General features: G+C 45.4%; 18 protein-coding genes and 1 pseudogene. 7 read left to right on the top strand and 12 right to left on the bottom strand.

Features of this window, described 5'->3' with window-relative positions; genetic code table 11:
- Positions 1 to 55: 55 nt before the first annotated feature.
- From ACM0OZ_RS46065 to ACM0OZ_RS46055, 3 genes are all read right to left on the bottom strand, one after another.
- Complete coding sequence (locus ACM0OZ_RS46065) at positions 56 to 1,126, bottom strand: DUF3326 domain-containing protein (RefSeq protein WP_414589670.1); 1,071 nt, start codon at positions 1,124 to 1,126, stop codon at positions 56 to 58.
- A 211-nt stretch (positions 1,127 to 1,337) separates the two neighbouring features.
- Positions 1,338 to 1,514, bottom strand: coding sequence for a hypothetical protein (locus ACM0OZ_RS46060; RefSeq protein ID WP_198940827.1), 177 nt, complete (start codon positions 1,512 to 1,514; stop codon positions 1,338 to 1,340).
- 51 nt (positions 1,515 to 1,565) lie between these two features.
- A complete protein-coding gene (locus ACM0OZ_RS46055) occupies positions 1,566 to 1,880 on the bottom strand; it encodes a 2Fe-2S iron-sulfur cluster-binding protein (RefSeq protein ID WP_073627847.1) in 315 nt (104 codons plus the stop codon).
- A 275-nt stretch (positions 1,881 to 2,155) separates the two neighbouring features.
- Here ACM0OZ_RS46055 and acnB point away from each other — a divergent pair, with 275 nt between their 5' ends.
- Genes acnB through ACM0OZ_RS46035 form a run of 4 tightly spaced genes read left to right on the top strand, consistent with a single transcriptional unit; the run spans position 2,156 to position 5,905 of the window.
- Positions 2,156 to 4,825 (top strand): bifunctional aconitate hydratase 2/2-methylisocitrate dehydratase, encoded by a 2,670-nt coding sequence (acnB, locus tag ACM0OZ_RS46050; protein ID WP_414589669.1) that lies wholly within the window; start codon positions 2,156 to 2,158, stop codon positions 4,823 to 4,825.
- Positions 4,826 to 4,881: 56 nt separating this feature from the next.
- Positions 4,882 to 5,100: a type II toxin-antitoxin system HicB family antitoxin gene (locus tag ACM0OZ_RS46045; protein WP_414589668.1), complete on the top strand. Its 219-nt coding sequence runs from the start codon at positions 4,882 to 4,884 to the stop codon at positions 5,098 to 5,100.
- A gap of 52 nt (positions 5,101 to 5,152) precedes the next feature.
- The gene (locus ACM0OZ_RS46040; protein WP_414589667.1) at positions 5,153 to 5,452 is read left to right on the top strand and encodes a hypothetical protein; all 300 of its coding nucleotides are present in this window, start codon (positions 5,153 to 5,155) and stop codon (positions 5,450 to 5,452) included.
- A gap of 33 nt (positions 5,453 to 5,485) precedes the next feature.
- Positions 5,486 to 5,905: an endonuclease domain-containing protein gene (locus tag ACM0OZ_RS46035; RefSeq protein ID WP_414589666.1), complete on the top strand. Its 420-nt coding sequence runs from the start codon at positions 5,486 to 5,488 to the stop codon at positions 5,903 to 5,905.
- Between the two features lie 102 nt (positions 5,906 to 6,007).
- Here ACM0OZ_RS46035 and ACM0OZ_RS46030 read toward each other — a convergent pair whose 3' ends face one another.
- Positions 6,008 to 7,051 carry a DUF1611 domain-containing protein gene (locus ACM0OZ_RS46030; RefSeq protein ID WP_414589665.1) on the bottom strand — a complete coding sequence of 348 codons (1,044 nt, stop codon included), beginning with the start codon at positions 7,049 to 7,051 and terminating at the stop codon, positions 6,008 to 6,010.
- Positions 7,035 to 8,087, bottom strand: coding sequence for a dipeptide epimerase (locus ACM0OZ_RS46025; protein ID WP_414589664.1), 1,053 nt, complete (start codon positions 8,085 to 8,087; stop codon positions 7,035 to 7,037). Before ACM0OZ_RS46025 ends, ACM0OZ_RS46030 begins: the two co-directional genes overlap by 17 nt.
- Before the next feature lie 149 nt (positions 8,088 to 8,236).
- On the opposite strand from ACM0OZ_RS46025, the gene ACM0OZ_RS46020 reads away from it, so the two are divergent.
- Positions 8,237 to 8,782, top strand: coding sequence for an NUDIX hydrolase (locus ACM0OZ_RS46020; protein ID WP_414589663.1), 546 nt, complete (start codon positions 8,237 to 8,239; stop codon positions 8,780 to 8,782).
- Positions 8,783 to 8,992: 210 nt separating this feature from the next.
- Positions 8,993 to 9,115 carry a hypothetical protein gene (locus tag ACM0OZ_RS46015; protein ID WP_414589662.1) on the top strand — a complete coding sequence of 41 codons (123 nt, stop codon included), beginning with the start codon at positions 8,993 to 8,995 and terminating at the stop codon, positions 9,113 to 9,115.
- Between the two features lie 137 nt (positions 9,116 to 9,252).
- On the opposite strand, the gene ACM0OZ_RS46010 is transcribed toward ACM0OZ_RS46015, so the two are convergent.
- From ACM0OZ_RS46010 to ACM0OZ_RS45985, 6 genes and pseudogenes are all read right to left on the bottom strand, one after another.
- Complete coding sequence (locus ACM0OZ_RS46010) at positions 9,253 to 9,537, bottom strand: type II toxin-antitoxin system YafQ family toxin (protein WP_414589661.1); 285 nt, start codon at positions 9,535 to 9,537, stop codon at positions 9,253 to 9,255.
- On the bottom strand, positions 9,534 to 9,752 hold the full coding sequence (locus tag ACM0OZ_RS46005; protein WP_096570477.1) for a hypothetical protein: 219 nt from the start codon (positions 9,750 to 9,752) through the stop codon (positions 9,534 to 9,536). Before ACM0OZ_RS46005 ends, ACM0OZ_RS46010 begins: the two co-directional genes overlap by 4 nt.
- A gap of 188 nt (positions 9,753 to 9,940) precedes the next feature.
- Positions 9,941 to 10,264: pseudogene (locus tag ACM0OZ_RS46000) on the bottom strand (type II toxin-antitoxin system PemK/MazF family toxin); the annotation flags it as partial.
- A gap of 21 nt (positions 10,265 to 10,285) precedes the next feature.
- The gene (locus ACM0OZ_RS45995) at positions 10,286 to 10,534 is read right to left on the bottom strand and encodes a hypothetical protein (protein ID WP_414589660.1); all 249 of its coding nucleotides are present in this window, start codon (positions 10,532 to 10,534) and stop codon (positions 10,286 to 10,288) included.
- Positions 10,535 to 10,542: 8 nt separating this feature from the next.
- Positions 10,543 to 10,722 (bottom strand): type II toxin-antitoxin system RelE/ParE family toxin, encoded by a 180-nt coding sequence (locus ACM0OZ_RS45990; protein WP_414589659.1) that lies wholly within the window; start codon positions 10,720 to 10,722, stop codon positions 10,543 to 10,545.
- 115 nt (positions 10,723 to 10,837) lie between these two features.
- Positions 10,838 to 11,026 carry a hypothetical protein gene (locus ACM0OZ_RS45985; RefSeq protein WP_414589658.1) on the bottom strand — a complete coding sequence of 63 codons (189 nt, stop codon included), beginning with the start codon at positions 11,024 to 11,026 and terminating at the stop codon, positions 10,838 to 10,840.
- A 72-nt stretch (positions 11,027 to 11,098) separates the two neighbouring features.
- Here ACM0OZ_RS45985 and ACM0OZ_RS45980 point away from each other — a divergent pair, with 72 nt between their 5' ends.
- Positions 11,099 to 11,263 carry a hypothetical protein gene (locus ACM0OZ_RS45980; protein WP_414589657.1) on the top strand — a complete coding sequence of 55 codons (165 nt, stop codon included), beginning with the start codon at positions 11,099 to 11,101 and terminating at the stop codon, positions 11,261 to 11,263.
- Between the two features lie 218 nt (positions 11,264 to 11,481).
- Here the strand turns inward: ACM0OZ_RS45980 and ACM0OZ_RS45975 are convergent.
- Positions 11,482 to 11,852 (bottom strand): WD40 repeat domain-containing protein (locus ACM0OZ_RS45975; RefSeq protein ID WP_414589656.1); only part of this gene is annotated, 371 nt, incomplete at its 5' end.

The following is an 11,852-nucleotide window of genomic DNA, read 5'->3' as shown; positions in this document are numbered from 1 at the left end:
ATGAGGGAGATGAGGGAGATGAGGGAGATGAGGGAGATGAGGGAGATGAGGGAGACTATTGACTATGAACTAATGACCGTAAAGGAGATATATTTGGGCTAAGAGCAGATGGGTTAATGCCTGCTTTCAGAGCAACTAATACACCTACTGCCTCTAAATAAGAGTTTACCTGTATTGATTTTATCCCTAAAGGTTCGGGACGAACTCGTACTTGAGTCTGATTTTCCTCCACGGTAATAATTTGACATCGCTTACTGTGACTTAAACTGAGCAAGGCGCTACTGCCACAAGCAGTTGCTGGTACAATCGCGGCATCAATTTGGTTTGCCCAAATGTCACTAAATTCAGACAATTTATCAGACGCTTTGGGAATAAACTGGGGTGCGCGGCTCAAACCAACAAGCACGCTTGGTAAAAAAGTATAGCCTAATTCTTCGGCAGCCGAACGAGGAGATAAATTTGGATCTAGAGATGGGGGAAAGAAGGCGGGAGAATGGGCGCAAGGAATTTGAAATGTTCGCACTACCAAATGGCTGATTACGGCTTCTGCACCAGCGATGGGATCGACTCCTTTTCCGTGGCGGTAGTTTTGGTCTGTCTGTTCATCAAGAGTATCGGGAAAACGAGCAACTACGGCGATCGCCTCTGCCCCCGCCCTCTTAATCAGGACTTCCGCCGCCCGTAACAAACTATCTGGGTTACCTATTGTTCCCCAACTTGCCCCGGAAGTTGCTTGCCGTAATTCTACATTTAACGGTGCGTCAGTTATGACATAATCTGTTAACGATAATCCTAGAGTTGCTCTAGCTGCATCCGCTGCTTGCAGGTGTCTGTACCGTAACTCTGGTTCAATTGCTTGATCAAGAACTAAACCTATGCGATTTTGGTGAACTGGACGCAAACCCCAGCATCCGGCGGCAAATTTGTCAAGCCCGTAACCTTCAACGTAGAAAGTGTTGGGCAGATTCCAGTATAAGCTGGCACCGTTGAGGACATTAGGGTGAGTAATCAGGCGATCGCAAACCTGTGCGAAAGCCTTTGCAACTGGCAATGCATCTCCTGCATAACCCCCGATGGCTGCTCCAACGCCAGTAGGTACAATTAAGATAGCGGTATATGGACGCACAAATAAATTCAAAAATTTAAAGTCAAAAGAAATTGTTAGTTGTAGAGACGCGCTCTCATGAAAGCGTCTGTACATTTGTTAGTTGTAGAGACGCGCCATGGCGCGTCTCTACATTTGTTAGCCATGGCGCGTCTGTACATTTGTTAGTTCTTAGTTGTTTTTACTATCAACTATCGACTAACTACTAACCGTTAAAATACACTATTTGCTATTAGCTTTCTGTGGTGACAACAGCTTCAACAGTGCATGCTTGTTGTTCAACATCCACAGATGTAATTGCCCACCGCAAAGGTTCTCCCTGTTTTTTCAACTCTGCTTCAATGACTTTTTGCAGTTCTGTGGGAGTTTCTTGTAGGTCAATTTCTGCGGTAATAAAATGGGTTGTCATTATTTTACTCCTGACTTATCTAAAGACGCCCTGAATGAAAGCGTCTCTACATTATTTACCAAATTGCAACTGATAAACAATTTCTTCTTTTTCGGTTTCAATTTTTAAATCGGAACGAGGATAAGCGACGCAAAGCAATACATAACCTTGTTTTTGCAGTTCTGGGCTCACGCCCATACCATCACTTTGATCCACAGTCCCAGAGACAATTTGGGCAGCGCAAGTCGTGCAAACACCAGCATGACAGGAACTCGGTAACTCTAAACCAGCTGCATCGGCAACTGATAGGATGGTTTGATTTTCGCTGACTTGCAAAGTATGAGTTTTGCCTTGGTGGTTAATTTCAACGGTGTAAGTTTCGGGCATATACAATAGCGGTGTTATGCAACGGATAAGTCAAATATCCTATCTTATAAATAGGTGGACAACTCAATAAAGAATCGCCAGCAATCATAGCTAACTGGAAAGAACTTGACTAGCTAGGGCGCTAACCAGTGATAATTATAAGTCCTTGCTAGACAAAAAACTTAACCAAGGGAGACTTGTTGCCCGTTCTCGACAATCTGGAAAAACGACCCATAAAGAATGGGGAGTGATTGTAAACACAGAATAAATTTTTGGCTGACTACTTGGAGAAGATAATGCTCGAATCATACCGCAGACACGTTGCTGAAAGAGCCGCACTAGGAATTCCCCCCCTGCCTTTAGATGCAAATCAAACATCTGAACTGTGCGAATTACTGAAAAATCCGCCTGCGGGTGAAGAGGATACATTACTGGAATTGTTGCGCGATCGCGTTTCCCCTGGAGTCGATCCCGCAGCTTACGTCAAAGCTGGGTTTCTCACCGGCATTGCCAAAGAGGAAATCACCAGCCCCTTAATTTCCCCCATCGAAGCAGTGCAATTGTTAGGCACAATGGTGGGTGGCTACAACGTCCAATCATTAATCGAACTGCTGCAAACGCCCACCGTATCCGTATCGTTATCTTCCGAAACACCTCTGGTGATGGGCGGACAAGGAAAGGAACCTATAGCAGCATACGCCGCAGTGGCATTAAGCAAAATCTTGCTGGTGTATGACGCCTTCCACGATATTTTGGAATTATCCAAAACCAATCCCTTCGCCAAGCGCGTAATAGACTCTTGGGCAGAAGCCGAGTGGTTCACTGTTCGTCCGACGATACCAGAATTCGTCAACGTCATTGTTTTCAAAGTTCCTGGCGAGACGAATACCGACGACTTATCCCCCGCACCCCAGGCTATGACTCGTCCGGATATCCCCTTACACGCCTTGGCAATGTTGGAAAGCAAAATGCCTGGTGCGCTGCAAACCATTGCTGAGTTGAAGAAAAAGGGGTATCCCGTAGCATATGTAGGAGATGTGGTAGGTACTGGTTCCTCGCGTAAGTCGGCAATTAACTCCGTGTTATGGCACATGGGGCATGATATTCCCTATGTACCAAACAAGCGGGCGGGCGGATATATTTTAGGCGGTTCTATTGCGCCTATCTTCTTCAACACCGCCGAAGATGCTGGTGCTTTGCCTATCCAATGCGATGTCACCAAGATGGAAACCGGCATGGTGATTACCATCTACCCCTACAGAGGAGAAATCACCAATGAAGCTGGCGAAGTGATTTCCACCTTCACCCTGAAACCTGACACCATCTTAGATGAAGTCCGCGCCGGGGGACGTATTCCGTTACTTATCGGACGCACTCTCACCGATAAAACAAGACTTGCACTTGGTTTAGAACCCAGCGCACTCTTTACCCGTCCCCAGCAATCCGCTGATACAGGCAAAGGCTACACCTTAGCACAGAAAATGGTGGGTAAAGCTTGCGGCTTACCCGGTGTGCGTCCCGGTACATCATGCGAACCGATCATCACAACAGTTGGTTCCCAGGATACCACCGGACCGATGACTCGCGATGAATTGAAAGAACTTGCTTGTCTCGGTTTCAGTGCAGACTTGGTGATGCAGAGTTTCTGCCACACCGCAGCTTATCCCAAACCAGTTGACATCAAAACTCATCACGAATTACCCGACTTTTTCGCCTCTCGTGGCGGTGTCGCATTACGCCCTGGTGATGGTATCATCCACTCTTGGTTAAACCGGATGCTACTTCCTGACACCGTCGGAACTGGTGGCGACTCCCACACCCGTTTTCCCTTAGGCATTTCCTTCCCCGCTGGTTCCGGGTTGGTAGCGTTTGCGGCGGCGTTGGGTGTCATGCCTTTGGATATGCCAGAATCTGTTTTGGTGCGGTTCAAAGGTGAATTGCAACCCGGTGTTACTCTGAGAGATGTTGTGAATGCCATTCCCTACGTAGCAATTCAAAAAGGTTTGCTGACGGTAGAGAAGCAGAATAAGAAAAATGTCTTCGCTGGGCGGATAATGGAAATAGAAGGTTTGCCAGACTTGAAAGTTGAGCAAGCTTTTGAACTTACCGACGCTAGCGCCGAACGTTCTTGTGGAGGTTGTACGATTAAGCTGAGTGTTGAGACAGTTTCCGAATATCTGCGTTCCAACGTAGCGCTGTTGAAGAACATGGTAGCACGCGGCTATCAAGATACCCGTACCATCCTGCGTCGTGTCGCCAAAATGGAAGAGTGGTTAGCTAACCCTGTGCTTTTGGAAGCCGATGCGGACGCAGAATACGCAGAAATTATCGAAATTGATTTGAACGAAATCAAAGAACCCATCGTTGCTGCTCCCAATGACCCCGATAATGTGAAATTATTATCGGAAGTTGCTAATGATCCGGTGCAAGAAGTTTTCCTCGGTTCTTGTATGACAAATATTGGTCATTATCGCGCAATGGGTAAGGTGTTAGAAGGTGCAGGTTCAGTGAAGACTCGCCTGTGGATTTCTCCGCCAACTCGCATGGATGAACACCAACTCAAAGAAGAAGGTGTGTATGCCATTTTTGGTGCTGCAGGTGCGCGGACAGAAATGCCTGGTTGCAGTTTGTGCATGGGTAATCAGGCGCGAGTTGCTGATGGTACAACTGTGTTTTCAACTTCAACGCGCAACTTCAACAACCGCATGGGTAATCAGGCGCGAGTTTATCTCGGTTCAGCTGAATTAGCAGCAGTTTGTGCGCTGTTAGGAAGGATTCCCACTGTGCAGGAATATCTGGATATTGTGGCGAATAAAATTCATCCTTTTGCTGATGATTTGTATCAGTATTTAAACTTTGATCAAATTGCCGGTTTTGAGGATGAAGGACGAGTGATTTCGTTGGAAGAGATGCCCAAAATTGAGGATATTTTGGGAATTCCATCTGGTTCGTTGCGTACTCGATAATCAAAGTAGGGTGGGCAATGCCCACCTTTTACTGTCAAATCAACAGGTAACATTCTATGGAATTCTACACATCGGTACTTAGACAAAGTGCAGGTTATTGGGTTGCTTTATGCCTAGAAAATGGACTGGTAGGACAGGGAGTTACCCAAGAAGATGCAATTCGTAAGTTAAAAGATGCTATTGATTCCTTTGAAGCTGTTTATGAAACTGAAAACAATATTTATAAAGCTCCTGTTTCTATAGAGGAATTGCATGAGTTTTGTCATTACGATTAACTAGCAATATATCTATAATTGTTATTTCATGTACCCAGTATAAACACTTATTTTGAAACTGTTGATACTAGATAAATCAAATGATAAATGGGTGGCAGAAATGGCAGCGCGATCGCGATTCGGGGCAGTGGCAAAGCCAATCGCACGGATTGCCCGCCTTTGGGCGATGGCGCAGAGCGCAGCCCCGAAGGGGCATCGCGGCTTTAATATAAGCAGGGCGATCGCACCCTCTTACATAAGCGAAAAACCTAACCCCCCAACCCCCTTCCCTAGTAGGGAAGGGGGAGTTCTTTATTCCCCTCCCCTCTTAGGGGAGGGGTTAGGGGAGAGGTCACACCGAGGTCAGCCATGATAAAACAGACAAATTTATCATGATGCTTACTGAATGAATAACCCCACACAAAAGCAACCCTCTCCACCGAAAAAAGAGGGAACTCGCAATATAGTTATCGGACAAAACATAACCTCTGCAAAACTACAACGTGCCAAAGAACTTCGTCACCAAATGACACCAGAAGAAAAAATTCTTTGGCAACATCTTCGTGCAAATCGTTTGAATGGTTTTCACTTTCGCCGTCAGCAGATTATTGATGGATTTATCGCAGATTTTTACTGTCACGCTGCTGCATTAGTGATAGAACTAGATGGAAAAATTCACGAACAACAAGTTGAATACGATGCAGAACGTGACAAGGTTTTGTCAGCACGGGGACTACGTTTGTTAAGAATTAAAAATGAAGAAGTGAGGCAGGAACTTGATAAAGTTTTGATGCGTATTTACAAAGCGTGTTCTCAAGAGACCTAACCCCCCAACCCCCTTCCCTAGTAGGGAAGGGGGAGTTTTTTATTCCCCTCCCCCTCTTAGGGGAGGGGTTAGGGGAGAGGTCAGCGTATGAGGCAAAAAACCTCACCCCTGCATCACAGCATCCAACAACTTACCTGCGCCAAACCGGACTGGATCGGTACAAGGTAGACCAGTTTCAGCCTCGGTTTGGGCGATCGCATCCAATGCCTGTGATTCATCCAGATGACCCGTGTTAAGAGCGATACCTACCACAGGTACAAGTCCAAAGGCACCACCTGCACTGGCGACCATTTCGTAAAGCCTTACCACTTCTGCCAAGGGCGGAATTGAAACACCAACATTCCTGACTTCAGTTTGTCCGGCACGATGTACCAGTATCAACTGTGTTGGTTGCGAACCACGTATCAACGGTAACGTTGCTGTGGAACCGGGGTGCAGCAGCGAACCTTGTCCTTCAATGTGCAGAATGTCGTAATTTTTACCATAACGCATGACCATTTGTTCCACAGCACCGGCGGCAAAGTCTACCCGCACGGCATCCAATGGCACACCATCCCCTTCTAACATCAAACCAGTTTGACCTGTGGCAAGGAACTTAGTATGCCAACCTCGCAGCCGTGACGCCCAATGTAACTCTAGGCTAGTTGACATTTTGCCAACTGCCATATCAGTACCCACAGTCAAAACCCGCCGACAGGGAAGAGTGCGTGCCATACCGCTAGCAACACCTATATTCGATGGTTCTTTGCGCACATCCCAAATAACTTGCCCAGGTTTCAGCAGTGTCTTTAACTCTGGTATGGTTGCTAGAGGTGTGTGCAAGCCGTTCACCACCGACATCCCAGCTTTGACAGCGTCCTTGAGTTCATGCCAATAATCATCTGGCAAAGCGCCGCCTTTGGGAGCAATGCCAATAACTAAAACTTCCGGTTTGTACTCCAGTGCTGCTGCAACCGATGAGACTATCGGCACATCACGCTTGATACCTGTTAATTCGGTCAAGGATTTGCCCGCACACTCGCGGTCAATCGCTGCTACGATTGGGGCTTCAGCATAGCGTAAAATTGACAGCCCGGTTTTGCCGTGAGGTCCCTTGATTCCCTCATGCAATAGGATAGCGATCCGTTGATTAAGCGCCAGACGCACTGCGTTGTACCCCCAATCCTGGTAAATCGTTTGGTAAAATTCTCCCGTCCTGTACAAATGCACCTATAAAAGGGTCATCTATTAAATTCAGGTGACTATCCAAATCGAGATAGTCAGCTAATGGTGCAAGTTGTGAGAAGGCTGTATTGGCTAGCGTACTGTCGGAATAGCAACCGAACATCACTTGTAACTTATGTGACCGCGCTGTATGTACCATCCGCATTGCTTCGGTTAAGCCCCCTGATTTCATGAGTTTGATATTAATTCCATCCACACAGTTTGCCAATTTGGGAATATCGGAGCTATTGAAGCAACTTTCATCGACAAAAATAGGTAGAGGAATTCGCTTCTTCAGTTCCAATAAATTTTCTTCCTGCCCTCTTGGCAGTGGCTGCTCTACATACTTTACACCTATATCGGCAAGCCAATTGCACATAAGTACTGCATCTTTCAAACTCCAACCCCCGTTTGCATCAACGTACAACTCTAACGCTGGTGCTTCTTCTCGCACTGCCATTAACATTTTCTGATCTGCGGCAATGCCATCCGGACTACCCAACTTTACCTTCAAAACACGGACATCAGTAAATTGCAACCAATCCCGCGCCCTAGCCCTAGCCCCTTCTGGCGAATTGATACCAATCGTTACTGAAGTTGGTACTATGGCGTTGCGATCCAGTCCCCACATCTGCCACAGAGGTAACCCCACACGCTTTCCCAACCAGTCATGCATAGCTACATCCAGCGCCGCCCTTACAGATGAGGGAACAAGCGCTTTTGTTAACACTTGCTCAATTTCCTGCCGTTGTAATGGGCTGAATGCTTGCAAAGAAGGTGCGACTTGCAGCAAAGCATCTTTTATGCTCTCAGTTGATTGCGGACGGGTACCCACAGTAAATGGCGATGCTTCCCCCCAGCCTTCAATCCCATCGTGCGAAATCCTTACCCATACATTCGTCGTTTGTGCCGTTGTGCCGCGACTGATGGTCAAAGGAAAGCGCTTGTTTACGGTAAATATTTCTACTTGTATTTGCATGGTTATGCATGATATTACGGTAACTTCGCGTTCTTTTTGACATCAAAGCTTAGTTCAGTTTTTTACCCACATTGAGTCTCTGTTATACTTTTTTACAATTCTAAATTTTTCCTATTACCTTTTTACATATTTTGGTATCCACTTTCTCCATGACAAACTTACAAAAATGGAAGCTTTTGCGCTCCAAAATGGTCTTGAATCATGCCTGGTGCCAAGTCAGACAAGATGAAATACAATTACCGAATGGTAGAATTATAGATGATTATTTTGTAAATATTAGACCAGAGATTGCAGTAATATTACCTATTACCAGCAGCAGAGAGATTGTTTTTGTACGCCAATATAGATATGCGGTAGATGAATTTCTCTTAGAACTCCCTGCCGGCAGATTCAACCCTGCACAAGAGACTGCGGAAGCCGCAGCTGTGCGAGAAATGCAAGAAGAAACTGGTTATATTGCACAACAAGTCACAAAAATTGCAACGCTATATGACAACCCTCCCAAAGATACAAATAAAATACATTTATTTTTAGCAGAAAATGTGATAAAGTCCGGAGAACAAAAGCTAGATATTACAGAAGAGATAGAAGTTCTCCTTATTCCTGTGGAATCAGTTAGGGATAAAATCCTTCAAGGAGAAATTTGTGTAGCGGGAAGCGTTGCGGCTATTTGCTTGGGGTTGAATTTTCTGTAGCAGTTCTCAGTTGGGTGCAATATAGTAACAATAGTGCGTAAACTACCCATTACTACACAAGCCCCCTCCCATAAGTTAGGCACTAAAACTTGGTTAATATAAGTTAATAATGCATTTTTATCATTTCCACCCTTAAAACTGGAGTTTAGACTATGAGCAGGCGATCGCCCTTTAGCGGCTCCCGTTGACAGCATTGCCTTTGGCGGCTTCGTGCATGAGCATCCCCTACAGCTAATTACTGTGAGTCATGTTGAGCGATCGCCATGCAGGACGGGTACTCCCCGCGATCGCCTGAACATGATTTCTCCGCGCCATCGTGCAATCACCCTTTAGGCGGCTTCTGGAGGAGCATCGCTCCGGAGGCGGTCAGTTTGTGACATCGCCTTTGGCAAATCCGTGTATAAGCATCGCTTACAGTTTACTACAACTTGTAGAATGCGATGCCTCAGAGAGGGACGTGCGCTTTGGATTCAGTACACATCATCATGAGAACCCAAAGTTAACAACAAAATCTCTTCTTCTCCTGAATCTGAGTTATTAACAAACTGAAATAAGATACGATTGCTATAGTCAATAGAACACGACCATATACCCTCTAAATCACCTTTCAGTTTGTGACTGTGTAAACTGGGATAAAAAGGATCTTCAGCTAGTTTTTGTAGTGTTTCTTCAACTTGAGAACGTAATTGTGGATTTTGACGTACTAAACGTTTAAAAGCCCGAACAAATGCAGAACTCCAAACTAAATTCTTCAATCGTCTAACTCCGCCATCAAATCTGCAACAGAACCTCGCCGCACATTTCCCTGTTCATAATCATATTGTGCTTGTGCAACTTCCTTTAACAACTCATTTCGTCTATGTTGATTGAGGCGTTTGGTAATAATATCTATCAGCAAAATCTGAGCATCTATATCTAATGCTTCTACAGCTTCAATGACTTTTTGAAATGTAGATGTTTTTTCTATCATGCTGGTCATTAATTGAGGATAAGTCTAATTTAACAAAGTTACTCACCGCACAAAGGAGTAACAAAAACAAAACTGACCTCTCAAAAAGGGCGATCGCCCTTTGCGCGGCTCCTCCGGAGCATCGCTCCTTGGCGGGCGCTGTGTACCTTCATGCAAAGCAACCGCATTCTCTGAGGTATCGCATTTATCTATTGACAAGCAAATCTGATGCATAAGACAATCGCTAAGGCTTTACTGATATTCTGCATCTGCTCATCTGACACAATTCCCAGTTGGCGAACTAATCTCTGCTGCGAGATTGAACGTACTTGAAATGTATCCGCAGCAGAAGGCTTACTTAAACCATTTTCAGCGCTGGGTTCTAATCGAACCATCCACACCACTCCAGTAAAAGCATCATTCCATCCAGTAATTGGTACAATAACTTTCAGCCGTAAACTGCCAATTTCATCATTGTTAACAATAATTGCCGGGCGGGTTTTGCCAATTTCGTCTTCAATAGTGGGGTCAGAATTAAAAAGCCAATTTAACCTCTACGCATAATCTTCATATTCATAGAAGTCTTGTGTATCCTGATCAGCGAAAATGACTAACTCACTTCCTTGTTCGTAAAAAGAACGCATGACTTCAGCAGCTTCAGCTAAACTCAGTTCTTTTTGAAGAGGAACTTTCGATTTTGTAGTGATTTCTTCACGAATTAACTTTGATGCGATTTCAATCACTTCCAAACCTTCTTCAGTCGTCATCTTTTTCAGTGCTTCTAAGACTTCTGCTTTGGTCATAACTCATCTTACTCATCTATAGGATTAGATACGATTTGTTGCGAACCATGTATGACAGCAAGAATATCAATTTGTTCTGATTTGATGTAGTAAATAATTCGATATGAACCTTCAATAACTTCTCGAATTTGCTCTGTTTGAAGTTCTGGTACAATTCGACCTGATAGAGGAAAATTTGCAAATTGCAAAAGAACGTCTGGTTATAGTATCAACCACTCTAGCCGCATACTGAGGAGAGTTTTGAGCGATATAAGTATAAATCCCCGTGCTTATTTTCTACAGCTGTTTCAGTCCAATAAACTTTCACTCTGGCAGTCCAAATTTTTTCCGTACATCTTGTACGGAGGTTACTTTACCAGTTTTGCTATCAGCTAATCCAGCCTCAACAACTTGTCGGACGTAAATTTGGTACATTAAATCATCCCATGTCGAATTTGCTGGTAATCTCTCAATTAATTTACGAGCCTCTTCCTTAATGTTGGCATTTTCCATTTGCTGTTAACCAAATATTTTTTTCGCATTCATTTGAATATATTGTAGAAGCAAAATCTGCGTCGATGGGTTGTGTGTGGGATATCCGAAAGGGTAAATGTTAAGCGATTGCCTCCGGCAGTGCGCTCCGCGCAATCGCCTTTGGCGGCTTTGTGCATGAGCGATCGCCTACAGCTAACTAGTGTAAGTGTGTTAAGCGATCGCCCTTCGGCGGATACCTTTGCAAGCATTGCCTGAACGTGATTCCTATGTGCGATCACCAAAAATGATTCCTCCATGCGATCGCCAAGGGCGGGGCTTTGCCCATCGCCCTTGGCGTTACCCCACCCCGGTTTTGTCTAACGCCAAAACCTCCCCTCCCCTTAGCAAGGGGAGGGGATTAAGGGGTGGGGTCAAATCAACGTGGAATAAACCTTTGAACGTGATTGTTGACACCTATGGGTGGAGTCACCCCACTAGCCCCTCGCCCGACACACCCACAACTTCTCCCGCGCCTCTGGATGGGTGACAAAATAATCTTGCAGCCAGTCGCAACCCCGCGCCAGCAACTCATCCAACCCGCTAACCCGCCACACCTTGGCTGTGCGGTCAAAAGATGCAGTCACAATGCGTTGACCATCCGGGCTAAATGCTGCACTTCTGACCCAGTTCTGATGCCCTTTGAGGTCAGCAAGCAGCTTACCATTTGTATCCCACACCTTGGCTGTGCGGTCAAAAGATGCTGTCACAATGCGTTGACCATCCGGGCTAAATGCTGCACTCATGACATAGTTCTGATGCCCTTTGAGGTCAGCAAGCAGCTTACCATTTGTATCCCACACCTTGG

This window comes from Scytonema sp. PCC 10023 (assembly GCF_963920835.1).
Taxonomy (GTDB): Bacteria; Cyanobacteriota; Cyanobacteriia; order Cyanobacteriales; family Nostocaceae; genus Kalymmatonema.
Note: the sequence above shows the minus strand (reverse complement) of the source record. Positions and strands in the feature narration are given on the sequence as shown.